We start from the raw sequence: 25,670 nt of genomic DNA on the forward strand, positions 1-25,670 counted from the left end.
GCCGAGTGCCTCGTATCGAATGATCGGGGTACGGCTTCTCGACACTTGATCCTGGGCACTTGAACCTCCCCTCCACACTTTCTTTTATCTCCGTACCCGGCCCCATGCCCGACGCACCCGAAGCCGCCGCACGCTTCGTCCGCGCACTCGCCGCCCTCGTCTCGCGCGACGGCGACGCGGCCGCGCGCGCGGAAGAGGCACACGCGGCGCTGCGCGAGGTGCTCGCCACGCAGAAGAGCCTGGTGCTGGACGTACAGTTCACCGGGTTCTCGCAAAAGGGGCAGCTGGTGGGCGGGGTGGATCCGCGCGTGCTGCGCGCCGCCGGGCACCTGATCACCCTGCGGCTGAACCGCGTGGGCTTTACGCCGGACGCGGCGGCGGCGGACCTGCAGGCGTTCGGCGAGATCGTCGCCCGCGGCTCCACGGAGCTGGGGGAGGGGGGCGCCATCGGCGCGCTGGCGCAGGCGCAGCCCCGCGGCCTGTACGCCAGCACCGCCGCCGGCGAGGTCTACAAGCCCCCCGCCCGCGCCGCCGCCCCTCCCGCATCCGAGGAGCCTTCGACACCCGCCGCGCCTTCCGCGATCGCGGAGCTTCCCGCATCCACGCCGGTGGCCGATGGCGCGGAGTCCGCCGCTCCGCAACGCGCCGACGACGCTCCGGCATCCGCGGAGCCCGTGTCCGCCCCCGCGACGGATGCGCCCGAGGCCGCGCCGCCCGCGGAATCCGCCGCTCCGAAGCCCGTGGCCGACGCTCCGGCGTCCGCGGAGCCCGCACCTGCCGCGCCCACGGCGGATGGATCCGCGGCGGACGCTCCGGCACCCGCGGAGCTCGCATCCCCTTCGCTGACGACGGGGCAGGGGATGCCGTGGGAAGACGAGGGCGAGAGCACGGAGCTGGCGGAGTTCGAGTTCATCGACGAGGCGTTCGACGGGGCGGGCCCGGGCGCGCTGACGGACGCGGGGCAGCCCGCCGCACCGTCCAGTTTTGGCCGGGCGGGGGAGCCGGGCGGGCGCGAGGAGCCGCCCAGCAGCGACATGTACCACTTCTTCCGCACCGCCGACCACGGCGAGCAGGCCGCCGAGGCGCTGCCGCGGCTGCTGCACGAGGCGTCCACCGTAACCCGCTTCGACGAGCTGGCCGAGTCGGCGGCACGCACGGCGCTCACGCTGCTCAAGAACGACGGCTACGCGCAGGCGGTGGAGCTGCTTGACGCCCTGGTGCGCGAGGCCGAGCGCCCGGACCGCACCCGCTTCTTCCGCGAGTCGGCCGTCCAGGCGCTGCGCCGCGCGGGAACGGCGCCCACGCTGCAGCGGCTGCTGGAGCGGCTGCCGTACGCCGGCGCGGACCGCGACCGCATCCTGCGCTTCTTCGTCTTCCTGGGCGCCGACGCGCTGCTGATGCTGGAGGGGCTGCTGTACCGCGCGGGCGACCTGGAGCTGCGCACCGCCGTGGTGCGCACGCTGGTGGGGGTGGAAGGGCTTACGGACCGGCTGATCGCCAACGCCGTGCAGGACCCCAACCCGGTGCGCACCCGCACGCTGCTGGAGCTGGCGGGGCAGAGCGGCATCGATCCCGAGATCGCGCGCCGCTGGGCGGGTGAGGCCGCCTCGCACCGCGACGCCGCCGTGCGCGTGGAGGCGGGGCGCACGGCCGCGGCGCTGGGCGGCCGCGGCTCCATGCGCGTGCTGGTGGACCTGCTGAACGACCCCGAGCGCCTGGTGCGCCGCGAGGCGGTGCAGGGGCTGGGCACGCTGGGCGAGGCCGCCGCCGTGCCGTTCCTGGCGCGCCTGCTGGGCGACGGCGACGAAGAGCTTGCCGTGGCCGCCGCCGCGTCGCTGGGCCGCATCGGCAGCGGCGAGGCGCTCCCCGCGCTGCTTACGGCGGTGCAGAAGCGCTCGCTGCTGGGGCTCAAGAAGTCCACCCGCGGCAAGGTGGCCGCGCTGTACGCCATCGCGAAGATCGACACGCCCGCCGCCCGCGAAGCGCTGGCCGCCGTGGCCCAGGGCAGGGACGAGATGGCCGAGGAGGCGCGCCGCCTCCTGGCGGCGTCGGGGTAGCGGCGCACTCCCGCGACGGAAACACGGAGCCCCCGGCGGTTTGATCCGCCGGGGGCTCTTCGTTCATCCGCGGCGCAGGGGCGCCGGGCGGCTCAGCGAGGCGCCAGGAACTTGCCGGACACCCACTTCTGCTCCACGGGATCGATGCGGCGCCAGATGCCGTTCGCCTCGTGGATGTGCACGATCGAGCCGTCCGCCAGCTCGCCCAGCTTGTCGGCGTTCGCGTCGGGCCCGCGGCGAATGGAAAGCGCGCCGCCCTGCGTGGAAACCACCGCGATGGGGATGGACACCGCCTGCGGCGCCGGCGCCAGGTACTTGCTGGACACCCACTTCTGCGCCACGGGATCGATGCGGCGCCAGATGCCGTTCGCCTCGTGGATGTGCACGACCGAGCCGTCCGCCAGCTCGCCCAGCTTGTCGGCGTTCGCGTCGGGCCCGCGGCGAATGGACAGCGCGGCGCCCTGCGTGGCAACCACCGCGATGGGGATGGACACCGTGCCGGGAGTGGGCACCGCGACGGGCGCGGGAGCGGGCGCCGTTCCGTCCAGCGCCGCCACGGCCGCCTGGATCAGCGGAAGGAAGCTCGCCTGGCAGGCGGCGACCGTGTTCCCCCCGAAGAAGTTGGTTCCCGGGCACGTCTTGGTGTTCCCGGCGCCGTTCTTCCGCGTGCCGGAGTCCAGGTCGTACCAGTGGTGGTACACGAAGGCGTTGGTATCCAGCTTCAGCTTGAACCGGCGGGCGAGCAGCGCGTTCATCCTGATGATGCACTCGCGCTGCGCGGCGGTCATCTTGTCCTTGCCGTTGTCGAAGTTGCCCACGTGCTCGATGCAGATGGCGCCCGTGTTCGCGCCCTTGATCCCCGCCGGGTTCTGGTCCATCGGCCGGCAGATGGCGATGGTGCCGTCCGGGAACGTGGTGAGGTTCTGCGCGATGTCGCTGAACTTCCGCTCGTTGACGTGAAAGCTCTTCATCCCCTTCAACTGCTGGAAGTGGTTCTGGCCGTTGAAGTCGTTGTAGCTGGGCTCGGCGGTGTGGTGGTTCTGAATGAGCTTGATCTGCCGTTGGACGGGCTTCTGGATGAACTGCGCGAATTCATCCAGCGTCTCGAACAGCGTGAACTGGCCTTGCGTTTTCATGGGCGTGCGGGAGTGCGGGGAAGGGCAAGCGGCGGGGCGCCGCGCCGATTCAATCGCAAACCGATGTCCGTGCGCCCCCGGGGCAGGGAGTGGCGAAGCTAACTGTCTATGAGCATGTAAGATATGAGTCCCGAACGACGGGCGGCAGCCCGCATCCGGGTCCGCGGCACTGTAACGGCGCGATTCAGCCGTTACAGTTCCACGATACCATTTCCGCGAGCGGGACGTCCACGGCGATACGGAATAGGGGGATCGCCTGCAAATCCCGTCCAACGCGACGAGGCCGGGACGAGGCGCACCATCGCCGTCCATCCTCCCACGCGTCGCGACACGGCACCTCTCACGTAGGACTGAGCCATCACGCCGTGGCGGAACGCGTACGACCTCACACGAAGCACTCTCGTGAGGGGCCGGAGCGGGGAATCCACACATCTCCACGCCTCATCCCGCTTTTCCACATCTTTCCACACGACTTAGTTTACATAATGCATATTATACGAAGTGGAGTAATCCTTGCGCTTGGGATGCATCCCAAGTCACCCATGATGCCTGAGGCTTGGGACGCATCTCCCCAGGAGCACGCTCATGGCACGCGCAATCTGGAAAGGCAGCATCAGCTTTGGCCTGGTGAACATCCCGGTAGGACTGTTCTCGGCCGCCTCGCCCGACGAGCTGAGCTTTCGCCAGCTGGACAAGCGGAACCTGTCGCCCATCGGCTACAAGAAGTACAACAAGAACACCGGCGACGACGTCGAGTCCGAAGAGATCGTAAAGGGCTACGAGTACGAGAGCGGCCACTACGTCGTCCTGAGCGACGAGGACCTGCGCCGCGCCAATCCCGAAAAGACGCAGACCGTCGAGATCACCGACTTCGTCGACCTGGACGAGATCGAGGCCGTCTACTTCGACAAGCCGTACTACCTGGCGCCGACCGGCAAGAACCGTAAGGGCTACGCCCTGCTGCGCGAGGCGCTCAAGCGCACCCGCAAGGTGGGCATCGCCAAGGTGGTCATCCGCTCGCGCGAGTACCTGTCCGCCGTGGTGCCCCAGGGCGACGTGCTGCTGCTCGAGATCCTGCGCTACCCCCACGAGATCCGCTCCGCCGACGACCTCGAGGTGCCGCACGGCGACCTCAAGGACCTGGGCGTGAACGACCGCGAGATCGAGATGGCCGAGCGGCTGGTCGAGGGGATGACGGCCGAGTGGGATCCCTCCCGCTACCACGACAGCTACCGCGACGACCTGATGCAGCTCATCCAGGCGCGCATCGAAAGCGGCAACACCGACCACCCCGACGAGTCGCCGGTGGAGGTCTCCGAGGCCGAGGGCGGCGACGTCATCGACATCATGGCCCTGCTCAAGCGCAGCGTGGAGGCCACCGGCCGCGGCGAGCGCGTGGCCGCGGACACCGAGCGCGCCCCCCGCAAGTCCAAGAAGGCCGCCGCCGCCGCCGAATCCGACGCGGACGCGGACGAGGCGGATGCCAGGCCGGCCAGGGGCGCCAAGCCCGCCGCCGCCGCCGCGCCTGCGCCCCGCTCCACCGCCGCGGCCAAGCCGCGCGGCAAGCAGCGCAAGACCGCCTGAACCCGGACACTCCTGAATGGGTCTCGACGAGTACAAACGCAAGCGCGACTTTAAGGTCACCGCGGAGCCGGAAGGGCACGTCCACCCCCAGGGGGACGTGCTCTCCTTCTGCATCCAGAAGCACGCCGCCAGCCACCTTCACTACGACTTTCGCCTGGAGCTGGACGGCGTCCTGAAGAGCTGGGCCGTCCCCAAGGGGCCAAGCCTGGACGCCTCGGTCAAGCGCCTGGCGGTCCACGTGGAGGACCACCCCATCGAGTACGGCACCTTCGAGGGGATCATCCCCAAGAAGGAGTACGGCGGTGGCACGGTGATGCTGTGGGACCGCGGCACCTGGACGCCCGACGACGACCCCCACAAGGCGTACCGCAAGGGCCACCTGCGCTTTCACCTGCAGGGCGAGCGGCTGAGCGGCGGCTGGCACCTGGTGCGCTCCCGCCGGGGTGAAGAGGGCCAGAAGGAGCAGTGGCTGCTCTTCAAGGAGGACGACGACGTGGCCCGTCCGGAGTCCGCCGGCACCGTGACCGACGAGTTCATGACCAGCGTCGACACGGGGCGGACGATGGACGAGATCGCCGCCGACGCCGACGCCAGCTGGGACTCGCGCGCCCCCGCCGCCGAGGCCATGACGCGCCACGGCACGCCGTCGAAGGCGAAGGCCGACACCGGCGCCAAGAAGAAGCCGGCCGCGAAGAAGGCTGCGGCGGACGCCGCGAAGCCCTCCGCCGCGAAGTCATCCGCCCGGTCCAGGAAGGCCCCCTCCCCCGCCCCCGACGTCCCGGGCGCGCGGAAGGCGGCGTTCCCCAAGCCGTTCACGCCGCAGCTGGCCACGCTGGTGGACCAGGTGCCCGCCGGCGACGAGTGGATCCACGAGCTCAAGTACGACGGCTACCGGCTGGTGGCCATGCTCAACAAGGGCAGGGCCAGCCTCATCACCCGCAACGGCAACGACTGGACGGACCGCTTTCCCACCGTGGCCGCGGCGCTGGAGGCGCTTCCCGCCGCCAGCGCCGTGCTGGACGGCGAGCTGGTGGTGCTGACGCCCAAGGGGACGACCAGCTTTCAGGCGCTGCAGAACGTGATGAGCTCCGGCGGCGCGGGCGAGCTGGTGTTCTACGCCTTCGACCTGCCGTACCTGGAGGGGATGGACCTGCGCGCATCGCCCCTGCTGGCGCGCAAGGAGGCGCTGCGCGGGCTGCTGGCGGCGGACCGCGGCCTCGTCCGCTTCAGCGACCACATCGCGGGCGCCGGCGCCGAGTTCTACAGGCAGGCGTGCGGGCTGGGGCTGGAAGGGATCATCTGCAAGCGCGCCGACGCCCCCTACCAGCACAAGCGCAACAACGACTGGCTCAAGGTCAAGTGCCTGCTGCGCCAGGAGTTCGTCATCGGCGGATGGACGGAGCCCCGCGGGTCGCGCTCCCACTTTGGCGCGCTGCTGCTGGGCGTGCACGACGCAAAGGGCGACCTGGTCTACGCCGGCAAGGTGGGCACCGGCTTCGACCAGTCGCGGCTGCGCGACGTGTTCGCCCGCCTGCGCAAGCTGGAGCGCGACGACTCGCCCTTCGTCAACCACGGCCGCAGGGGGCGCAAGCTGGCCGGCGTCCACTGGATCGATCCCAAACTCGTCTGCGAGATCGCCTTTACCGAGTGGACGGAGGAAGGGATCCTGCGCCACCCGGTGTTCCAGGGGCTGCGCGAGGACAAGAGCCCGCGCGACGTGGTGCGCGAGAACGCGGCCGCGCTCCCCGCCGGCGAGACCGCCGCGCCGGAATCAGACGCGCCCAGGCGGGCCGGCCGCGCCCGCGCCGCGGAGCGGGCCCAGCCGCGCGATGCCGCCCCTGCCCCGCGCTCGCGCCCCGTGCCCCCCTCCACCCAGCGCTCCAACCCGCGCCGCGGCAAGGGCGAGGACACCGAGGTGCTGGGCGTGCGCATCACCAGCCCCGAAAAGGTGCTGTTTCCCGCGCAGGGGGTCACCAAGCTGGAGCTGGCGCGCTACTACGAGGCCGTGGGCGAGTGGATGCTGCCGTACATCCAGGACCGCCCGCTCACCCTGGTGCGCTGCCCGGACGGCGTGGGCGGCGACTGCTTCTACCAGAAGCACGGCGACCAGCACTTCCACGCCTCCATCGGCCGCGTGACCATCGCCGAGAACGACGGCGAAGAGAAGGTCTACACCTACGTGGACTCCGCCGCCGCGCTGGTGGGCATGGTGCAGATGGGGGTGATCGAGCTGCACACCTCCAACGCGCGGCGCGACAACTTCGAGCGGCCGGACCGCTTCGTCATCGACCTGGACCCCGCGCCGGACGTGCCGTGGGCGCGCACCGTGGCCTCGGCGTTCCAGGTGCGCGACCGGCTGGCGGAGCTGGGGCTGGACAGCTGGGTCAAGACCACCGGCGGCAAGGGGCTGCACATCGTCGTCCCCCTTGCCCGACGGCAGTCGTGGGACGAGGTCAAGGACTTCACCAGGGCGTTCTCGGTAGACCTGAGCGTGCGCAACCCGGGCAAGTACCTCACCAAGGCCAACATCGCCGCGCGCAAGGGAAAGATCTTCATCGACTACCTGCGCAACGGCCGCGGGGCCACGGCGATCTCGGCCTTCTGCATCCGCGCCAAGCCCACGGGCGCCATCTCCGTCCCCCTGCGCTGGGACGAGCTGAGCCCCGCGCTGGATCCCGACACGTTCACGCCGGAAGCGGTCATCCGCCGCGTCGCCAAGCTCAAGCGCGACCCGTGGGAGGGCTTCTACACGTCGAAGCAGTCCATCACCAAGCCCATGCGCACCGCCGTCGGCATGCGCTGATCCCAAAAGAATAATCGTACAGAGGAACAGGGTCAGACAGAGAAAGCGAACTGAACCATCAGCTTTGTTCCTCTGTCTGACTCTGTTCCTCTGTACCCCCAAGTTGTTGCTTTTTCGAAACTGTGGATGAACGAAAACCGCCGCCCCGGTGCTCCGGGGCGGCGGTTTCGTATGTGCTCTGCAGGATGCTACGGCTGCGCGGGGGCGGTCCCCTGCCCCGCCAGCAGCGCCTCCACGCGCGCCATGCGGGCCTGCAGGTCGGCGATCCGGGCCGCCTGCGCCGCGTTCTCGGCGCGCAGGGCCTCGTTCTCGGCCCGCAGCGCGTCCGTGCGCGCGGTGAGCGCCTGCGCCGCGGCCAGCGCCACCCCGTCCGCGTCCACCGTGCCGATGGTGAGCTCATCCATCCCCAGGCCAAACGCCGCTCGAAAGTCCTGCGCCGTGGGACCCAGGTGCCGCACGGAAGCATCGTCCACGCGGTAGCTCCAGCTGCGGACGGGCATCCCGCGAAGCTGGTCGAGCACGTCTTCGCCGCGCACGCTCTCGAACCGGTGCTTGCGGCTGGCGTCCGACGTGTTGGTCCACACACCGGACGTGGACAGGTACGCGCCGGTGCTGGTGGAGATCATCGCGGTGGCCTGGCCGTGGTAGGGATTGCTGCTGCCGCACACCGACGGGTTCACGGACGGCCCGCCGAACGACACCCCGGTGGTGAGCGCCTGGTTGGTGTAGATCCGCATCCCGCAGCTCAGCCGCCACGTTGCCGAGCCCACCAGCCCCGCCCGCACGGAGTCCTGCGTCCCGCCGCTGACGTTGTCGGCGAACACGAACGATCCCCGCCGCGCATTGGTGTGGGCGTGGTAGCCCAGGGCAACGGACGCATAGCCCGAGGCCGTGTTGTCCTCGCCGATCGCCAACGAGCTGCCGTTGGCGGCCGTGCTCCGCACGCCCAGCGCGACGGCGTTGTCACCGCTGGCGCGCACGTTTTGGCCCATGGCCACCGAGTACAGCCCGATGTTGGCGTCGTCCCACTGCGTGCCGTTGATGTATCCCGCCCGGAACGCCGCCTTTTCCGGGTACCACATCATCCGCGTTCCCGCCCCCTCGGCGGGAATGCAGTTGACCGCGGAACCTCCGGACGTGCACAGCGGCCCGGTGGAGTTCCCGGTGTAAACGCCCAGGAAGAGGGCTCCGCCGTCGATGTTTACGCGGAACAGGCTGGTGCCGCCGCTGCTCACCGCAAAGGCGGAGTCGGGGGCCTGGGCCCGCGCGGGCGCCGCGAGCGCGACGGCCAGAGCGCCGGCGGCGATGACGAGGCTGCGATGCATGGTTGTCATTCGTGGTCGGCCCTGGTCAGAAGTTTCCTGAGTTCAGGGGTGCGGCACCGCACACCCCGGAGGGATGGGCAAGCCTTCAACGGCTGGCGCCGCTGCTCACCGCGAGCGCGGAGCCGGCCGGCGCGCGGCCGCGGGGAGCGTCCGAGTCCGTCCCGTCACCGTTCCTGCGGCCCCGGGTTCGTCAGGGGATGGAGATGCTGAGCGCCTGGTCCGCCACGGTCAGCGAGCCGCCGCTCACCGACACCGCCGCCGTGGCCTTGGTTGGGCCGTCCAGCGACATGCCGCCGGTGATCCGCATTCCGGGGATGGTCCCCTGCACCTGCGCGGCTCCGCTCAGCAACACCGTGCCGCCCGAGACGGTCCCCGCCACCGCGATGTCGCCGAATACCTCGAGCGTGTTTCCGCTCAGCGCCACCGTGCCGCCGGAGGCGACCTGGAGGTCCAGAACCGTGCCGTCGGCGGAGAGCACCGGCTGGTTGGGCACCGCGGGGATGATGGCGATGCTCTGCGAGGTCGGAACGGCCTCGCCCGACCAGTTCAGCGGGTTGTGCCAGTTGTTGGCGTCGCCGTCCACGTCCCCCTGCCAGGTCGTCTCGAAGCTGACGACGATGTCGCGCGTGCCGATGCGCTGCGCGTTCACCGTGGAGGTGGCCGTGATGGTGGCCGTTCCGGGTGCCACCGCCGTCACCAGGCCCGTGGAGGCATCGACGGTCGCGACCGCCGGGTCCGAGCTGGACCAGGTGATGTTGTCCCCCTGCACCGCCCCGAACGCGTTGTACACGGTACCCGTGAGCGTCCGGGTCACCCCGGGCGACAGGGTGGGCACCGTGGCCGGCGAAACGGTGATGTAGCCGTGGGGATACTGCACCCGCGTCCAGATGCGGTACGTGAACGCCAGCTTGGTGACGCTGGGGGTGAAGACGAACCGGAGGTGCTTCGGGGAGGACGTGTCGTTCTGCGCGAGCAGCCCCGGATAGTCGATGTAGTCCACGTTCGTGTACGTGATCGGCGAGCCGCCGTTCAGCGAATCGACGAACGTCGCCGTTCCGTCCGCGTTGTCCAGCTGCGCGGTGGCGGTGGTCTGCGGCGACGTGAGCCGGAAGCTGGTGATGACCAGGCGGCTGGTGTCGGGCGTGGTGCCGTCCGTGGTGCCGATCGGCTGCGGGATCAGGTTCAGCAGCGCCAGGTTGTACGTCATCGTGTCCGGGTTGCTCTTGTCGCCCCCGGAGTACGCCCCGCCACCGGTGTTCACGATCTTTGCGGCCGTGGTGTACAGCATCACGTCCAGCCGCGCGCCACCGTCCGCGGCAGGGGAAGCAGCGTCGCACGCCAGCATTGCCGAGCGGAAATCGGCCGTGCACTCGTATTCCGTCGATACGAGGCTCCCGGCCATCCGCTCGCCGCCGGCGCCCACTGGCCGCCCCACGGGAAAGCGCGACACGTCCACGCCCGCCGCAAAGCGGGAGATCAGCGCCGCGTCGGCCGCGGTCACCCGGCCGTCGCCGTTGGCGTCGCCCGCGGGAAGGATGCTGCGTCCATCCGGCAGGGTGCCGCGAACCAGCCACGCCCGTACGGCATCAGCGTCCGCGCGCGTCACGCGGCCGTCGCCGTTCACGTCGCCGCGGATCGCGGCCGATTCCGGGGCGGCGGCGGACGATGCGTCCTGGGCATTAAGACCCGGCACGGCCACCAGCGAAAGGCCCATCGCAAGCAGCGCGCAGAGCCGAGAGTTCAAGTGCGGCATCGGAATGCAATCCCGAGGGAGTCCCCACTCCGGGCCTCGACGCGGCCCGGAGTGGCGAGAAGGGAGACGAATCCGTGAGCAGTCGGGCCAGCCTACTGTCCCTGGACAAAGAGCAGGCGCTCGGAGCGAACGGTGGACGTCACGTCCGCCAGGTCGGCGCCACCGGAGACCTCTTCCAGGCGCACGCTGAACATCTCACGGGCGAGCGCGACCGGCGCCTCACGCCCGCGGAACTGCAGCCGCAGGATCGCGGGCTCGGCCGTCCCCTGCACCAGCGTGGCCACGAAGCGCACACGTCCGGGGCTGACTTCCACCACGTCGCCCTCGATCCCCTCGGGGAGGGCGGTCGAAACCAGTTGCAGCGCGGCGGCATCGTACTGCAGCTCGCCCTGTACGCTCGCCAGCTCGACCCCGCCCGGAAGCTGCTTCAGCGACAGCGTGACCTCGCTCACCTCGGCGGACACGGCGCGGGCCGACAGCAGGTTGTAGATGCCCGGCTCGGTCAGTGTCGGCAGGCCGCCGGCGCCGCTCCCCGGATTGTTCGCGTCCGCGCAGCCGGCCACCAGCGCAAAGGCCAGCAGCGGCGCCGTCCGGCGGAAGAAAGTAGGGAATCGCATGGTACACCATCACGGGTGAAAGAAGGGGAAGCCGGATCAGTCGAACGCGCAGTCTGGATCATCGAAGCAACAGCACTCATCAACACCGCTCCCCTGCAGCAGCGTCAGATCGCGCATGCCGCCCAGGTCCAGTACGGCGGGAGATATCCAGCTGCGTCTCTGGTGGGCCGTGCAGGGCGCGGGCGGCGTAGCTCCGCGGTCGATGCTCATGGCCTACGGCGTTGCGGGAGCACTTCCCTGCCCCGCCAGCAGCGCCTCCACGCGCTCCATGCGGGCGCGCAGCTCCGCGTTCTCGCGCTCCAGCGCCTCGATGCGGGCCTGCTGCGTGGCCGTCCGCGCCTCCAGCGCCTGCGCCGCCGCCAGCGCCACGCCGTCCGCGTCCACCGTGCCGATGGTGAGTTCGTCCGTGCCCAGGCCAAAGCTGGCGCGGAAGTCCTGCGCGGTGGGGCCCAGGTGCCGCACGGAGGCGTCGTCCACGCGGTAGCTCCAGCTGCGGATGGGCAGATCCCGCAGCCGCGCCAGCACGTCCTCACCATGCACCGCCTCGAACAGGTGCTTGCGGTTCACGTCCGACGTGTTGGTCCACACGCCGGACGTGGAGAGGTACGCCCCGGTGCTGGTGGAGATCATCGCGCCAGCCTGGCCGAAGTAGTTCGAAGTGCCGCAGACCGACGAGTTCACCGCGGGGCCGCCGAACGCCACGCCGGTGGTGAGCGCCTGGTTGGTGTAGATGCGCATTCCGCAGCTCAGCCTCCAGGTCGCCTGGCCCACCATGTCGGCCCGCACCGAGTCCTGCGTTCCGCCGGTGATGTTGTCGCCGAACACGAACGTTCCCCGGCGCGCGTTGGTGTGCGCGTGGTACCCCATGGCGACCGAGCCGTAGCCGCTGGCGGTGTTGTCCTCGCCCACGGCGAACGAGCTGCCGTTGGCGGCCGTGCTGCGCACGCCCAGGGCGACGCCGTTGTCGCCGCTGGCGCGCACGTTCTGGCCGATGGCCACCGAGTACAGGCCGATGTTGGCGTCGTCCCACTGCGTTCCGTTGATGTAGCCCGCGCGGAACGCCGCCTTCTCCGGAAACCACATCATCCGCGTTCCCGCGCCTTCCACGGGAATGCAGTTGGCGCCGGAGCCACCCGCCGTGCACCGCGGCCCGGTGGAGTTCCCGGTGAAATCGCCACCAAAGACGGCGGCGCCGTTGATGTTTACGCGAAAGAGGCTGTAGCCGCCGCTGCTCACGGCGAGCGCGGAATCGGCGGTCTGGGCCCGCGCCTGTCCGCTGCCCAGCAGGGCTGCGGCGGCCAGGCAGGTGTAGAGTGCGGCTTTCCGGGACATGGTGAAATTCCTCGAGGATGAGTGCCAGGGTCCGTCACGCGCGGTGGTGCGATGCTGAACGACCGACACACGTCCGTTGCGGGACGCGCCGTGGGAATTGCCCCCCAGGATGGCGGGAGCGGCATGTGTGTGGGACGGGGACTGCGGGCGCCGCGTGGAACCTCGATCAGCGCCTTTGCCGTGGACACGGCCGCGTTCCTGGCGGCAGCGTCCGAAGGGCTCCGGAAGGATCCGGAGATCCTGACAGGCCAGCTTGGACACGAAAAAATAGCGTAGAGCCAGGTGGATAACAAGGTTTAGTCAAGGTCAGCCCGTTACGGGTCAGTTGTAAGGGCGAGGGCCCGCACACGGCTGAACGCCTGGCTCACTCCCCAGCTCCCCCGCAGCCGCTGGAGATCGCATGAACGCGAACCGCACCGGGTGCGCTGCCCGCGCGATCACCGGAACAAGTGCCCATATCGAACCCGACACGAGATCACGCCAACGCGAGAGCCGCCGCCCCGGTTCTGCGGAGCGGCGGCACGGTGGGCAGGTGGATGTAGTTCGACCGGTACCCGGTTGATGACACAAACCTTTAGAAATGGCCCAACGTCTCTTCCGGACCCGCGAGCCACTCGGAAACGCCGGCGGCCGGGCGTAGCCTATCCGCCAAACCCGTCCACGACGAACCAGAAGGAATGGTTTTCCGCCAGCTGGTTCGGGCCATCGTTGACGTCTACGTCGCTCACGCCGGTGGCCAGCACGGTCGCCGTGCACGTATCGCCGCTTGGCAGGCTGCTGACCGGGTACAACGTCACCGTGCTGGTGCCCGAGCCGCTGATGGTGAAGGGCTGCGAACCGCTGGTGCAACCCAGTGAGAAGGTGCCCGCCGATACACTGACCGCCTCACTGAAGTGCACGACGATGCTCCCGCCGGGCGGTGCGTTGAAGGTGCCATCCGCCGGGGCTGTGCTGTCCACCGCCGGCGCCGCGTCGACGATGACCGCACGGGTCCCTGTCCGTTGCCCATTCACGCTGGAGGTGGCCGTGATCGTCGCTGTGCCCTCCCCCACCGCCGTCACCTGGCCCGTGGACGCGTTAACGGTCGCCACGCTCATGTCCGAACTCGACCACGTGAGCGCATCCGACTGCACCACGCCGAATTGGTTGTACACGGTGCCAGTAAGCGTCGTTGTCGCGCCCGGCGCCAAGACAGGCGCGGCGCCAGGCGCGATGATGACGTAGCCGTACAGGTACTGCACGCGCGTCCAGATCCGGTACGTGAACTTCATCGACGTAACACTCGGGCTGAAAACGAACCGGACGAGCTTGGGTGAGGAGATGGCGTTCTGCGCCAGCAGACCGGGGTAGTCCAGGTACGGCCGGTTGGCGTATGTAACCGGGCTCCCGCCATTCAATGAATCGACGAACGTTGCCGTCCCGTCCGCATTGTCGAGTTGCCCCGTGGCAGTGGTCTGCGGCGACGTCAGCGTGATGCTGGTGATGACCAGGCGGCTAGTGTCAGGCGTCGTTCCGTCTGTCGTGCCGATCGGCTGCGGAATCAGATTCTGCAGCGCGAGGGTATACGTCATCGTATCGGGGTTGCTCTTATTGCCGCCGGAATACACACTAGGGCCTGCGTTCACAATCTTTGCGGCCTGTCCCCCATAAAGCATCAAGTTCAGTCGCGCCCCATTCGTCCCCGCTGGGGAGAGGAGACCACACTTAAACGTTCCGTTGCGGAAGTCGGCCGTGCACTCGTAGTCGGCCGAAAGAAAGCTCGGCTCGGGGGCAGGGTTCGGAGACACGGGGCTGTCGGTGCAGGCGGAAGCCAACACAAGCATCCCAAGCACCAAGCAAGTCTGCCGAAGATTGGTTTTCATCAGGATAGGCTCTTTCTGATTGGGGTTCTGCAGTAACGGCGTCCGCACGCTCACGGCGGCGCAGTGGGTAGATCCGCCGTCCTCCGCTAGCGACGCACGTCAGGGATCGGGGCCAAATACCGGCTGTGTAGAAACAAAGACGATCCGGCGCCGGTCTGGTGGGCGGATCACGTCTATCCGCCAAACCCGTCCACGACGAACCAGAAGGAATGGTTTTCCGCCAACTGGTTCGGGCCATCGTTGGCGTCTACGTCGCTCACATTCGCAGCCAGCACGGCGACCGTGCAGGTATCCCCCGTCGGCAGGCTGCTGACCGGGTACAACGTCACCGTGCTGGTGCCCGAGCCGCTGATGGTGAAGGGCTGCGAACCGCTGGTGCACCCCAGTGAGAAGGTGCCGGCCGATACACTAACCGCCTCGCTGAAGTGCACGACGATGCTCCCGGTGGGCGGCGCGTTGAAGGTGCCATCCGCCGGGGCTGTGCTGTCCACTGCCGGCGCCGCGTCGACGATGACCGCACGGGTCCCTGTCCGTTGCCCATTCACGCTGGAGGTGGCCGTAATCGTCGCTGTCCCCTCCCCCACCGCCGTCACCTGGCCCGTGGACGCGTTGACGGTCGCCACGCTCATGTCCGAACTCGACCACGTGAGCGCATCCGACTGCATTGTGCCGAACTGGTTGTACACGGTGCCAGTAAGCGTCGTTGTCGCTCCCGGCTCCAGGATCGGCGGGATACCAGGCGTGATGGTGACGTAGCCGTACAGGTACTGCACGCGGGTCCAGATCCGGTACGTGAACCTCATCGCCGTTACGCTGGGGCTGAAGACGAACCGCAGGAGCCTTGGTGGGGAGTTATTGTTCTGCGCGAGCAGCCCCGGGTAGTCCATGTACGGCGCGTTCGAGTACGTCATTGGGAAGCTGTTCAGCGAATCAACGAACGTCGCCGTCCCGTCCGGGTTCTCCACTTGTATTGTGGCGGTAGGCTGCGGCGACGTCACCCTGAAGGTGGTGATGACGAGGCGGCTGGTGTCAGATGTCACTCCATCCGTCGTTCCGATCGGCTGCGGAATCAGGTTCCGCAACGCCAGATTGTATGTCATCGTATCCGGGTTGCTCTTGTCTCCTCCGGAGTACGTCCCCCCACCCGCGTTTATAACTTTCGCAGCCGTCTCGTAGAGCATCAGGTTCATTCGCGCACCGCTCTCTCCCGTTGGGGAAACCGGGCCACACTCCAGAGTTCCGGCGCGGAAATCGGCCGTGCACCCGTACTCGGTCGAAATGAAGCTTGGCTCGGGGGTAGAGATCGGAGACACAGGGCTGTCGGTGCAGGCGGAAGCCAGTGCCAGCACGGTCATAGCGGACAGCCGCGAGAAGCGGGGGATGAGTTGGTTTTTCATCGTGATCGCTGCTGAGGAGGGGGAATGGGAAGGCACCAAAGGACAAGATCCAAGCTAACGCACATTCGTTCACCCGCCAAGGAAAACGTCCCAGCAGGAGCGGTTCGCCCAAAGCGGTTAACCTAAGTTAACCAACCCTGATCAACCCCAGCCGCCCTCACCCGTCGCAGTTGACACGCCCTGAATTATGGTTTACATCTGTAAACCATGAGCGACGACATCAAGAGCCGGATACTCGGCGCGGCGCGGGCGCTGTACTTCGAGCGGGGGCCGGAGGCGGTCACCATGCGCGCCGTGGCCGAGCGTGTGGGGGTGACGGCGACGGCGCTGTACCGCCACTTCGCCGACAAGGACGCCATCCTGCGCGAGGTGGTGGGCGAAGGCTCGCGCCTGCTGGGCAGCCACCTGTTCCGCGCCCTGGAGGCCCCTACCCCGCTGGAACGCCTGCGCGCCGCGGGCATGGCCTATCTGGACTTCGCGCTGGCGCAGCCGCAGGCCTATCGCTCGCTGTTCGAGCCCGGGGCGGAAGACGAAACTTCTCCCGTGCACCTGCAGCGCGGGGCTGTGCGGCGATTTCTGCGCGATCGCGTGCGCGAGGCAATGGATGCCGGCGTGGTTGCGGAAGGCGATCCGGACGGCACCGCGCTCACCCTCTGGTCGCTGCTGCACGGGCTCGCCGCCCTGCACCAGGCCGGCATCACCCGCATCGAATGGTCCCGTGAACGTGTGTTAACCAGCCTCATCGAAGGCATCCGTGCTCCTGATGAGACTGCGGCATCCCGATAACGTGCGTTAACACACCGTTGACGGAGCTCTATCTTGCTCGGCCGCATCCTGCGCAACGGCGTTTGAGCCGAGCGGCTCGCCTTCCCCTGATCTGCCCCACCCAACGGATCATTTCACCTCGAGAATCCCACGATCGCTACCAATCCGGGTGAACAGTCGCAGGATTCGTGAGGACAGTCTCACGCGGAGGCGCGGAGAGAGAACCGCTTCCCTCTTCTCTCGGCGCTTCTGCGCCGCTGCGTGAGGCAAGTCTTTTGTGGATAGGCGAGAGGCCCGCCCCTGCGTGTGCAGGGGCGGGCCTCTCTTGTGACCGGGAGCAGCTGGAGGATGGGCCTGGATCAGCCCCCCGTTCCCCGCCCCGCCGTCAGTTGGTGCGGTAGCGGCGGCTGACCTCGTCCAGGCGCTTGCGCTCTTCCTCGGTGAGCGAGCTGAGGCCCTGGGCGCTGATCTTGTCCAGGATGCGGTCCACGTCGTCCAGCAGCTCGCGCTCCTGCGACTTGCCCTTGCGGGCGGCCGCCGGCCGGGCCTGCGTCACCGTCGCCGTCTGCTGCGAGGCCGCGGCCGCCGTCTTCTTGCCGCCCCAGGGCACCAGCGCCGTTCCACCCCGCTTCTGCGCGGGCCGGCGCGACGTCTGCGGCAGCTCGCCCCAGGCGTGCGGCGCCCACGGGCTCTTGAGGTACAGGAAGGCGGCCGCCATGCCACCCAGGTGCGCCAGCACCGCCACCCCCGAGCCAGACCCCTCCAGGGCCGTGGCCAGGTTGATGAAGATGAGCGCCGCCACCAGCCACTTGGCCTTGACCGGAAAGATCCCCCATATGTGGATCTCCATGTCGGGCCAGATCATGGCGAACGCCAGCATCAGGCCCAGCGTGGCCCCTGACGCACCCACGATGTACGTGGCGGGGTCCAGGAACGCGAACAGCACCGAGAACAGCGCCCCGCCGGCGGCGGCGATCAGGTACACGCGCAGGAACGCGCGCGACCCCCAGCGCTCTTCCAGCGGCGGCCCGAAGAAGAACAGCATCAGCATGTTCCCCAGCAGGTGCATCACGCCGGCGTGGAAAAACGCGTACGTGACCACCGTCCAGGGACGGGTCAGAAAATCGGCGGGCTGAAACGCGAACCAGTCGAGGACAAGGTTGCCGGGGATGACGAAACGCCCCAGCAGCACGGCCACGTACAGGGCCGTGTTGGCGATCAGCAGCCGCTTTACCCAGGGGGTCATCGAAAACCCGCCGAAGCCCCCGTACGTATCCCGGTAAGCCATTGCGTCAGAAAGGCGTGCGCTTGCAAGAAGGCGGCGCGGCCGGGGGGCTCCCCGGCGCTCGTGGTTCTCTACCCCGGTCCCGCCGCTCCGGTCCGCGCCCCGTGGTCAGCGCGCCGCCTGCCGCACGATGCGGTCGCAGAGCTCGGGAAAATCGATCCCCGTGGCCGCCGCGCCCTTGGGCAGCAGGCTGGTGGCCGTCATCCCCGGCAGGGTGTTGGCCTCCAGGCAGAACAGCTGCTCCTTGGCCAGGATGAAGTCGATGCGCGCGTACCCGCGCAGCTTGAGCACCTTGAAGGCGCGCAGCGCGTAGGCCTGCACCTGCGCCACCACCTCCTCGTCCAGCGGCGCCGGGCACAGGTACTCCGTCATCCCCGGCGTGTACTTGCTCTCGTAGTCGTAGATCCCCTTCTTGGGGCGGATCTCCACCGGCGGCAGGGCCTGGTCGTCCAGGATGCCCACCGTGAGCTCGCGCCCCTTGGCGAAGCGCTCGATCATCACCTCGCGGTCGTACTGGGAGGCGTCGCGCACGGCGGCCTCCAGCTCGGCGCGGTCGTTGACCACGTGGATGCCCACGCTGCTCCCGCCGCGCGCCGGCTTTACGATGCAGGGCATGCCCACCAGATCCTCGATGGTGTCCGGATCGTAGGTGAAGTCCGGCCAGCGGGCCACCCGCCACGGCAGCGTGGGCACCTGGCTGTCGCGCAGCAGGCGCTTGGTGACGTCCTTGTCCATCGCGATGCCGGAGCCCAGCGGCCCCGAACCCGTGTACGGCACGCCGACCAGCTCCAGCAGCGCCTGCACCGTGCCGTCCTCGCCGTCGCCGCCGTGCAGGGCCAGGAAGGCGATTTCCGCGTTCCGAAGCTGCTCGATCTGCCCTATGTCGATGAGGGGGAGCGCGCGGTCCAGGTTCTCCGGCGGCGCGCTCTTCACGCCGCCCGGCAGCAGGTCCTGCTCCTCTGCCTGGGCGACGAAGCCGGCGGCGGTATCCACCACCGATACCTCGTGTCCCCGCTCGCGCAGGGCCTTTGTGATGGCCAGCCCGGACGCCAGCGACACGTCCCGCTCCGCACTCGTCCCACCCATCAGAACGGCGATCTTCATCCCGGCCCTCTCCCGTTGTCCATTCGTCGTCAGTTCCCGCGTCCGGCGGGTGCGCACCGCACGAAGCGTACGCGGGCGGATGCGCCACGGTGGCAGACGGGATTCCGGCGGCGGGACGGGCGTCCTGACTCCCTCCAACGATCGAGGCCGCTTGCAGTGACACGCCGCGCCCGCGGACCGTTGAGCGTACGCGATCGCCGGGCGAGGCCCCGTCGGGGTGCGGATCAATTTCGCACTTTCAGGCGGCTTTTGTCGAGACCGTGGGGGGTGGGCTGGCCCCGCGCGCGTCCGCGCCACAACTTGTCGCACCCCGCGGGGCGCGGGGCGAGACGAAAATCCCAGCCGAGCAGAACAATGGCGACGCACAACATGCCGCAGACCGAGTGGATCTGGCACGACGGAGAATGGATCCGGTGGCAGGACGCCACCGTGCACGTCCTTGCGCACTCCATGCAGTTCGGCTCGTCGCTGTTCGAGGGGATTCGCTGCTACGACACGCCGGACGGCCCCGCCGTCTTTCGGCTGGACGCGCACCTGCGGCGGCTGAAGGACTCCAGCAAGATCTACCGGATGGAGATCGGCGACCGCATTCCGCAGGTCGCGGAGGCGTGCCTGGAGATCGTGGCGCGCAACGGCGTGCGCGAGTGCTACATCCGCCCCATGGTGGTGCGGGGGTACGGCTCGGCGGGCCTGTCGCCGCTGGGGAGCACGCTGGAAATCTACGTCGCCTGCTGGCCGTGGGGCACCTACCTGGGCGAGGGCGCGCTGGAGAACGGCGTGGACGTAAAGATCAGCAGCTGGCAGCGGCAGGAGCCCAACACCTTTCCGGCGGGCGCCAAGGCGGCGGGCAACTACCTGAACTCGCAGCTGGGGCGGCTGGAGGCCATCGAGGACGGCTACGCGGACGCCATTGCGCTGGGGCCCGGCGGCCTGGTGAGCGAGGGGACGGGACAGAACGTGTTCCTGGTGCGCGACGGCGTGCTGACCACCCCGGCGCTGGACGGGACGAACCTGAACGGCATCACCCGCGACAGCATCCTGAAGATCGCGGAGGACCTGGGCATTCCCACCCGCGAGGGGGGCGTGCCGCGCGAGACGCTGTACCTGGCGGACGAGCTGTTCTTTACCGGCACGGCCAGCGAGGTGACGCCCATCCGCAGCGTGGACCGCATCACCATCGGCGAAGGGCGGATGGGGCCGGTGACGCGCGCCATCCAGAAGCGCTTCCTGGACACCGTCCGCGGCCGCGTCCCCGATACGCACGGCTGGCTGACGCACGTCCCCCAGCCCGCGGCCGCGGGGGTGTAGACCGGCGTCGCATCGCACGTGTTGCACGCGGGTTGAAGCCCGCGGCTGGAAATGCCAGAAGCCCCGTCTCCGCTCGCCTGCGCGCGCGGAACGGGGTTCGAGTTTCGGCCGAAGCTTATTGGCCGAGGGGCAGCAGTTTGCCGGCGCCTCTGGGCTCTCCATTTGGGGTGGAACGGAGTGCCGCGGGAGACGCTTCGCCGTCGTTCAGGATGGTGTGCATGGCCTGCCGCGCGGCGTCACGCGCGACCGCGTGCAGCGCGCTTTCGCTGAGCGCGTCCAGACGCGCATCGAGCGCCTTGATCTGGCTGGACAGTTCGGCGCGCTCCCGGACATGGTCCAGGTGCATCTGCTGCATCCGCTCGTCGATCCGTTGAATCGCGGTCCTGGCCTCCGTAATGACGGTGGTCGTCTCCCGGCTCAGGCTCTCGAACCTGACGGTCGTGGTCACGATCTCCTTATACAGGTCCGCGACGCGCTGGCCCAGGTCGGAGAGGCTGCTCATCGGTACGCACGGCAGAGGTTGTCGTGGGATACGGATAGCCCGCGGTGCGCGCCCAATCGCCGAAGGCGGTCAGCTCGGCTTGGAATTGGTCGATGGACCTGACCAACCGGTCGTTGGTGGCCTGTACTTCATCGAGAAGGGATTCCAGCATCACCATTTGCTCACCCTCGGACGGGAGTGGGCCGCCAGGACTCACAACGCCTCTCAAAGTAGAACAGAGTGAACGGATCGTCAAGGGGCTCGACGGCGCATAACGCGCGCTCCACGCCGGGCGAGCCGACCGACGACAAACCCGGGCAGGTGGAGCCCCGCCTGGCGAGGAACGAGCCAGGCGGGCTTATGGCCGTCCCAGCCGCGGGCTTCAGCCCGCGTGCATCAGCCCGCGCCGGGGCCGGGTTCCGGACCCCGCACGGACTCCAGCACCTTCCTCGCCAGCCCCGCCCCGAAGCCCGGGAGCGCCGCGATCTCGGCCTCGGAGGCGGCGGCCACGCCGCGCATGGAGCCGAACCTGGCCAGCAGGGCCTTCTGGCGCGACGGGCCCACGCCGGGGATGGTGGCCAGCTCCGAGCGGATGGTGCGCTTCGTCCGCAGCTTGCGATTGTAGGTGATGGCAAAGCGGTGCGCCTCGTCGCGCAGGCGCTGCAGCATGCGCAGGGCGTGGCTGCGGCGCGGCAGGCGAATGCTGTCGGAGCGGCCGGGAAGAAAGATCTCCTCCTCCTTCTTGGCCAGCCCGATCACCGCCTGCTGCGGAAAGTCCAGCGTCTCCAGCGCCTTGCGGGCGGCGCTCAGCTGCCCCTTGCCGCCGTCGATCACCGCCAGGTCAGGCAGCGGCTTTCCCTCTTCCACCCGGCGGCTGAACCAGCGCGTCACCGCCTCGTGCATGCTGGCGAAGTCGTCGTTTCCCCACTCGCCGCGAATCTTCATCTTGCGGTACTCGCCCTTGGCGGGCTCGCCGTTCTCGAAGAAGACGGCGGACGCCACCACCTCCGTCCCCTGCGTGTGCGAGATGTCGAAGCACACCATGGTGCGCGGCACCAGCGGCAGCTCAAGCACCTCCTGCAGCTCGTACAGCGCGTCGGGGGCCCGCTCGGCCGCGGCGTTCCCCATCAGCTTGCGCTCTTCCAGCAGGTGGCGCGCGTTCTGGTCCGCCAGCGCCACCAGCTGCACCTTTTCGCCGCGCTGGGGCACGTGCAGGCGCACCGCGCGCCGGGCCTGCCCCCGCAGCAGCTCCTCCAGCACCGGCCGGTCGGCGAAGTCCATCCCGAAGAAGATCTCCGGCGGCATCCCCTCCGGGTCGCGCGACAGGCGGTCGGCGAAGATGCGCGTGGCAAAGGTCGACAGCGCCTCCGCGTCGTCCTCATCCACCAGGTTGGTAAGGAACTGCGCCTCGCGGCCCAGCAGCTTGCCTTCGCGAATCTGCAGCACCACGCCGCACGCCTCGGCCCCGTCGCGGGCGAACCCCACGATGTCGCGGTCGGAGCCGGTGACGTCCACCACCTGCTGGCGGTGCTCCAGCGACTCCAGCTGGCGGATGGCGTCGCGCAGCTCGCCGGCGCGCTCGAAGTTCATCTCCTCGGCCGCCTTCTGCATCTCGGCCTTCAGGCGCCGCGCCACCAGCCGCGTGTGCCCACCCAGCACCTCGGTGATCTCGTCCACCATCCCCCTGTACTCGTCGGGTGTCTGAAACGCCACGCAGGGCGCCTTGCAGCGGCCGATGTGATAGTCCAGGCACGGCCGCGCGGGTACCTCCTTCGGAAGATCGTAGTGGCAGCTGCGCACCGTGTACAGCCGCTTCACCAGCTCCAGCGCCTGCCGCATGCGCCGCACGTCGGTGTACGGGCCAAAGTAGCGGCCGCCGTCCTTCACCAGGCGGCGCGTGACGTAGACGCGGGGAAACGCCTCGTCGGTGACCTTGATGTACGGGTAGGTCTTGTCGTCGCGCAGGTTGATGTTGAAGCGGGGGCGGTTTTCCTTGATGAGGTTGTTCTCGAGGATCAGCGCCTCGGCCTCGCTGCGCACCACGATGGTGTCGAAGTCCACCACCCGGCGCACCATCTCGCGGGTCTTGATGCCGTGCTGCGCCCCGCCCTGAAAGTACGAGCGAACGCGCGAGCGCAGCGACTTGGCCTTGCCCACGTAGATGATGACCCCCTCGGCGTCCTTCATCAGGTACACGCCGGGCTGCGTGGTCAGGGTGCGGAGCTTGGCGTCGAGCTGGCTGGCTGCTTCGGTGGACATCAACGCGTCAGGCGGCTGCGGACGATCGGGATCACAGGATTCCATGATACACCGTCCGCGCCGTTCCGGTCACACGTGGGCCGATTCTGGACACACGTGGACAGACGTTGCCGCCGTGGATGCCCTCAGTGCGCGGGAGATGCGGTGAATGGGACAGATTCGGCCGATGAGGAGGCCTCCGTGGAGGCGCCGACCCCCTGCACCACCGCCTCCAGATCGACCGTGCGCATCGCGGATACGGCGGCTTCCCAGCGCCCTTCCGCGCACAGGCCCTGGATGCCGGCGTCCTCGTACGCCGATTCCGCCGCGTCGATCAACGCGCGGCGGATGGATTGGGTGAGGGTGTGATTCGGATCCGGGTTCATCGAGCTCCACTTCGTGGCGCGGGCACTCTCCCGGGCGATTGAATCGCGGCTGGAACGGCACAACGTCCGCCTGCGCGGACTCGGCGGCCCGGCCGTGTGCGGCATCCCGCGCGCCGGTGCGTCCACGGGCGCGACCCGCGAGCATTGGGATGTCATTCCGAAGGAGCGCCGCACGGAGCCTTGTCGTGGCATGATCCCCGGGCGCGACTGAGGAATCTACCGTCGTCGGCTTCCGCGTCCGCCGCGGCGCTCGGCACCCACGGCTACAATCCGCGCAGGCGGATTTTGCGCTTTTCCAGCGGCGAATTCATTCGCTCCTGGAGCGGACTCGGCGGCTCGCCCGCGGTTTCAACCGCCGACAACCGCCGATTCGAACCCTGCCGAGGTGATGCCGCCCCGACGCATCACCCCTCATCCACAATCTACCGCCGCCCCAGCATCCCCTTGATGCGGCGGAAGATGGCGCCGGCCTGGTCCAGCCCCAGCGCGGCCGCCACCGCGAAGTAGGTGGCGCCGTAGACTCCCAGCACCAGCACGCCCGAGATCAGCGTCGGCAGGTCGTTGGGAAGCAGGATGCGCATTCCCCACGCGAGTGCGGCGCCGGCCAGCGCGGCAATGAACATCCGCCCCAGCGGCCCCGCCCCGGCGCCCACGGGCCCGATCTTCTGCCGCAGCGAGCGCTTGAGCAGGTACCACTCCACCCACGCGCCCACACCACTCCCCAGCGCCAGCCCCACCGCCCCCAGCGGCGCCCCACCGATGCGCAGCCCGCTGAAAACGCCGTCCGGCGTCCGGAACCCCGCCACCGTGATGCTCTCGAACTGCAGCATCAGCACGATCGCCAGCACCAGCGAGATCGCCACGCGCAGGGTGGCGTAGCGCGCCGGCGTCTTTGTGTCGCGCAGGGCAAAGAAGGTGGACGAAAGCAGCCGCGACGCGGTGGTGGCCACCAGGCCCAGCGAAAAGCCCAGCAGCGTCAGGTACACCAGCAGCGTGTCGGCACGGTCGAACTCGCCGCGCTGCAGCAGCATGGCGATCACCACGTCGCCCAGCAGCGCGAACGCGATGAACGACGGCACCACGTAAAAGGCGATGCGCTCCAGCCCCGCCGAGGCGCGCGCCCGCAGCACCTCGCCCCCGCTGGCGCGCTGCCGGGCCAGCTCCGGCAGCTCCGCCGCGGCGACGGACATGCCGAACAGGCTGATGGGGAGGATGTACAGCGTCTGCGCGTACTGCAGCGTGCTTACCGCGCCGGCGGCGAGGAACGACGCCAGCACGTTGTCCAGGTAGGCGCTGATCTGCACCACGCCCTTGCCCATCACCGCGGGGCCGGCGTTGCGCAGCGTCTCGCGCACCTGCGGCATGCGCGGCGCCCACCGCACCTTGATCTCGCGGTTCAGCTTGAGTACCCGGGGCAGCTGCACCAGGAACTGCAGCGCCCCGCCGGCCAGCGCGCCCCACGCCAGCGCCATCACCAGCCGCTCCGGGCTCAGCCGCCCGCCGAACGCGATGAGGGTGGCGATCATCGCCGCGTTCCAGACGACGGGCGCGAAGTACGAGAGAAAGAAGTTGCGGTGGCTGTTCAGAATGCCCAGCGACCAGGCGGAAAGCACCAGGATTCCCGTCATGGGAAAGATGATGCGCACCACCTGGATGGTGAGATCCCGCCGCTCGCCCTCGAACCCGGGGAGGAAGAGGGAGACGAGCAGCGGCGCCAGCGCCACGCCGATGAGCGCCAGCGCGCCCGCCGCCGCCAGCAGCAGGGCGAAGATGGCGCCGGCCACCTGCCCCGCCTCCTTCTTGCGGTCCTGGTGGATGAGCTCGGAGTAGACGGGGATGAACGACGCGCTCAGCGTGCCCTCGCCCAGCAGATTCTGCAGCACGTTGGGCATGCGCAGGCCGGCGCTGAACACGTCCGCGTACTTGGAGGTGCCGAAGTAGTGCGCGAACACGCTCAGCCGCACCAGCCCCGCCACGCGGCTCAGCAGGATGCCCGCCGCCACCATCGCCGACGCGGCGGTGGACGAGCGCTCCGCCTTGGGCACCACGGCCGCGGGCTCGACCGCCTCGTCGTCCACGTCGGACGAGAGCGCGCCCGATTCCACGGCCTCCGGATCGGGCGGCAGCATGGGCAGCGTGGCGTCGGGATCCGGCGCGAGGGGATCGAACGGCGGAGTGGGCCCCTGGGGGTCGCGGCTCATCGAAATCCAGTGGAAGAACGCCCGCGCGGGGAGATA

Annotated in this window: 19 protein-coding genes; 6 read left to right on the forward strand and 13 right to left on the reverse strand. The window is 69.0% G+C overall.

Annotation, left to right across the window (positions count from 1 at the left end; genetic code table 11):
- Positions 1-104 precede the first annotated feature (104 nt).
- Positions 105-2,057, forward strand: coding sequence for a HEAT repeat domain-containing protein (locus VGC13_RS11765; protein WP_331125455.1), 1,953 nt, complete (start codon positions 105-107; stop codon positions 2,055-2,057).
- A 92-nt stretch (positions 2,058-2,149) separates the two neighbouring features.
- Here VGC13_RS11765 and VGC13_RS11770 read toward each other — a convergent pair whose 3' ends face one another.
- A complete protein-coding gene (locus VGC13_RS11770; protein WP_331125456.1) occupies positions 2,150-3,193 on the reverse strand; it encodes an N-acetylmuramoyl-L-alanine amidase in 1,044 nt (347 codons plus the stop codon).
- Between the two features lie 585 nt (positions 3,194-3,778).
- On the opposite strand from VGC13_RS11770, the gene VGC13_RS11775 reads away from it, so the two are divergent.
- Both VGC13_RS11775 and ligD read left to right on the forward strand, forming a co-directional pair.
- Positions 3,779-4,777, forward strand: coding sequence for a Ku protein (locus VGC13_RS11775; protein WP_331125457.1), 999 nt, complete (start codon positions 3,779-3,781; stop codon positions 4,775-4,777).
- 16 nt (positions 4,778-4,793) lie between these two features.
- Positions 4,794-7,580: a DNA ligase D gene (gene ligD, locus VGC13_RS11780; RefSeq protein ID WP_331125458.1), complete on the forward strand. Its 2,787-nt coding sequence runs from the start codon at positions 4,794-4,796 to the stop codon at positions 7,578-7,580.
- Between the two features lie 188 nt (positions 7,581-7,768).
- Here ligD and VGC13_RS11785 read toward each other — a convergent pair whose 3' ends face one another.
- From VGC13_RS11785 to VGC13_RS11810, 6 genes are all read right to left on the reverse strand, one after another.
- Complete coding sequence (locus VGC13_RS11785) at positions 7,769-8,905, reverse strand: tail fiber domain-containing protein (protein ID WP_331125459.1); 1,137 nt, start codon at positions 8,903-8,905, stop codon at positions 7,769-7,771.
- Positions 8,906-9,095: 190 nt separating this feature from the next.
- Positions 9,096-10,649, reverse strand: a complete 1,554-nt coding sequence (locus tag VGC13_RS11790) for an Ig-like domain-containing protein (protein ID WP_331125460.1) — start codon at positions 10,647-10,649, stop codon at positions 9,096-9,098.
- A gap of 101 nt (positions 10,650-10,750) precedes the next feature.
- Positions 10,751-11,275: a hypothetical protein gene (locus tag VGC13_RS11795; protein ID WP_331125461.1), complete on the reverse strand. Its 525-nt coding sequence runs from the start codon at positions 11,273-11,275 to the stop codon at positions 10,751-10,753.
- Positions 11,276-11,488: 213 nt separating this feature from the next.
- Entirely contained in the window at positions 11,489-12,607 is a 1,119-nt protein-coding gene (locus VGC13_RS11800) for a tail fiber domain-containing protein (protein WP_331125462.1), read from the reverse strand.
- A 641-nt stretch (positions 12,608-13,248) separates the two neighbouring features.
- Positions 13,249-14,178 carry an Ig-like domain-containing protein gene (locus VGC13_RS11805; protein WP_331125463.1) on the reverse strand — a complete coding sequence of 310 codons (930 nt, stop codon included), beginning with the start codon at positions 14,176-14,178 and terminating at the stop codon, positions 13,249-13,251.
- A gap of 464 nt (positions 14,179-14,642) precedes the next feature.
- On the reverse strand, positions 14,643-15,659 hold the full coding sequence (locus VGC13_RS11810) for an Ig-like domain-containing protein (RefSeq protein ID WP_331125464.1): 1,017 nt from the start codon (positions 15,657-15,659) through the stop codon (positions 14,643-14,645).
- 67 nt (positions 15,660-15,726) lie between these two features.
- Between VGC13_RS11810 and VGC13_RS11815 the strand changes: the two genes are divergently transcribed.
- Together VGC13_RS11815 and VGC13_RS11820 are read left to right on the forward strand one after the other, a co-directional pair.
- Positions 15,727-15,924, forward strand: coding sequence for a hypothetical protein (locus VGC13_RS11815; protein ID WP_331125465.1), 198 nt, complete (start codon positions 15,727-15,729; stop codon positions 15,922-15,924).
- A gap of 149 nt (positions 15,925-16,073) precedes the next feature.
- Entirely contained in the window at positions 16,074-16,652 is a 579-nt protein-coding gene (locus VGC13_RS11820) for a TetR/AcrR family transcriptional regulator (protein WP_331125466.1), read from the forward strand.
- Positions 16,653-17,016: 364 nt separating this feature from the next.
- On the opposite strand, the gene VGC13_RS11825 is transcribed toward VGC13_RS11820, so the two are convergent.
- Both VGC13_RS11825 and VGC13_RS11830 read right to left on the reverse strand, forming a co-directional pair.
- On the reverse strand, positions 17,017-17,919 hold the full coding sequence (locus tag VGC13_RS11825; RefSeq protein WP_331125467.1) for a rhomboid family intramembrane serine protease: 903 nt from the start codon (positions 17,917-17,919) through the stop codon (positions 17,017-17,019).
- 105 nt (positions 17,920-18,024) lie between these two features.
- Positions 18,025-19,020 (reverse strand): D-alanine--D-alanine ligase, encoded by a 996-nt coding sequence (locus VGC13_RS11830; RefSeq protein WP_331125468.1) that lies wholly within the window; start codon positions 19,018-19,020, stop codon positions 18,025-18,027.
- 354 nt (positions 19,021-19,374) lie between these two features.
- On the opposite strand from VGC13_RS11830, the gene VGC13_RS11835 reads away from it, so the two are divergent.
- Complete coding sequence (locus tag VGC13_RS11835; protein ID WP_331125469.1) at positions 19,375-20,328, forward strand: branched-chain amino acid transaminase; 954 nt, start codon at positions 19,375-19,377, stop codon at positions 20,326-20,328.
- Positions 20,329-20,443: 115 nt separating this feature from the next.
- On the opposite strand, the gene VGC13_RS11840 is transcribed toward VGC13_RS11835, so the two are convergent.
- The 4 genes from VGC13_RS11840 to murJ all read right to left on the reverse strand — a co-directional run bounded on the left by VGC13_RS11840 (position 20,444) and on the right by murJ (position 25,634).
- Complete coding sequence (locus tag VGC13_RS11840) at positions 20,444-20,830, reverse strand: hypothetical protein (protein WP_331125470.1); 387 nt, start codon at positions 20,828-20,830, stop codon at positions 20,444-20,446.
- 375 nt (positions 20,831-21,205) lie between these two features.
- Positions 21,206-23,068: an excinuclease ABC subunit UvrC gene (uvrC, locus tag VGC13_RS11845; protein ID WP_331125471.1), complete on the reverse strand. Its 1,863-nt coding sequence runs from the start codon at positions 23,066-23,068 to the stop codon at positions 21,206-21,208.
- 125 nt (positions 23,069-23,193) lie between these two features.
- Positions 23,194-23,433: a hypothetical protein gene (locus tag VGC13_RS11850; protein WP_331125472.1), complete on the reverse strand. Its 240-nt coding sequence runs from the start codon at positions 23,431-23,433 to the stop codon at positions 23,194-23,196.
- Positions 23,434-23,855: 422 nt separating this feature from the next.
- On the reverse strand, positions 23,856-25,634 hold the full coding sequence (gene murJ, locus VGC13_RS11855; RefSeq protein ID WP_331125473.1) for a murein biosynthesis integral membrane protein MurJ: 1,779 nt from the start codon (positions 25,632-25,634) through the stop codon (positions 23,856-23,858).
- Positions 25,635-25,670 lie beyond the last annotated feature (36 nt).

Origin of the sequence: Longimicrobium sp., from assembly GCF_036399255.1 — a bacterium.
In the GTDB taxonomy this organism is placed as follows: Bacteria; Gemmatimonadota; Gemmatimonadetes; order Longimicrobiales; family Longimicrobiaceae; genus Longimicrobium.

What these genes read in the sequence shown, in the direction of transcription:
- VGC13_RS11810 (WP_331125464.1), bottom strand. Translation starts at nt 15,659, where the DNA reads ATGAACCTGATGCTCTACGAGACGGCTGCGAAAGTTATAAACGCGGGT.
- VGC13_RS11840 (WP_331125470.1), bottom strand. Translation starts at nt 20,830, where the DNA reads ATGAGCAGCCTCTCCGACCTGGGCCAGCGCGTCGCGGACCTGTATAAG.
- VGC13_RS11800 (WP_331125462.1), bottom strand. Translation starts at nt 12,607, where the DNA reads ATGTCCCGGAAAGCCGCACTCTACACCTGCCTGGCCGCCGCAGCCCTG.
- ligD (WP_331125458.1), top strand. Translation starts at nt 4,794, where the DNA reads ATGGGTCTCGACGAGTACAAACGCAAGCGCGACTTTAAGGTCACCGCG.
- VGC13_RS11765 (WP_331125455.1), top strand. Translation starts at nt 105, where the DNA reads ATGCCCGACGCACCCGAAGCCGCCGCACGCTTCGTCCGCGCACTCGCC.
- VGC13_RS11785 (WP_331125459.1), bottom strand. Translation starts at nt 8,905, where the DNA reads ATGCATCGCAGCCTCGTCATCGCCGCCGGCGCTCTGGCCGTCGCGCTC.
- VGC13_RS11805 (WP_331125463.1), bottom strand. Translation starts at nt 14,178, where the DNA reads ATGACGTATACCCTCGCGCTGCAGAATCTGATTCCGCAGCCGATCGGC.
- uvrC (WP_331125471.1), bottom strand. Translation starts at nt 23,068, where the DNA reads ATGTCCACCGAAGCAGCCAGCCAGCTCGACGCCAAGCTCCGCACCCTG.
- murJ (WP_331125473.1), bottom strand. Translation starts at nt 25,634, where the DNA reads ATGAGCCGCGACCCCCAGGGGCCCACTCCGCCGTTCGATCCCCTCGCG.
- VGC13_RS11820 (WP_331125466.1), top strand. Translation starts at nt 16,074, where the DNA reads ATGAGCGACGACATCAAGAGCCGGATACTCGGCGCGGCGCGGGCGCTG.
- VGC13_RS11795 (WP_331125461.1), bottom strand. Translation starts at nt 11,275, where the DNA reads ATGCGATTCCCTACTTTCTTCCGCCGGACGGCGCCGCTGCTGGCCTTT.
- VGC13_RS11775 (WP_331125457.1), top strand. Translation starts at nt 3,779, where the DNA reads ATGGCACGCGCAATCTGGAAAGGCAGCATCAGCTTTGGCCTGGTGAAC.
- VGC13_RS11825 (WP_331125467.1), bottom strand. Translation starts at nt 17,919, where the DNA reads ATGGCTTACCGGGATACGTACGGGGGCTTCGGCGGGTTTTCGATGACC.
- VGC13_RS11835 (WP_331125469.1), top strand. Translation starts at nt 19,375, where the DNA reads ATGGCGACGCACAACATGCCGCAGACCGAGTGGATCTGGCACGACGGA.
- VGC13_RS11850 (WP_331125472.1), bottom strand. Translation starts at nt 23,433, where the DNA reads ATGAACCCGGATCCGAATCACACCCTCACCCAATCCATCCGCCGCGCG.
- VGC13_RS11830 (WP_331125468.1), bottom strand. Translation starts at nt 19,020, where the DNA reads ATGAAGATCGCCGTTCTGATGGGTGGGACGAGTGCGGAGCGGGACGTG.
- VGC13_RS11770 (WP_331125456.1), bottom strand. Translation starts at nt 3,193, where the DNA reads ATGAAAACGCAAGGCCAGTTCACGCTGTTCGAGACGCTGGATGAATTC.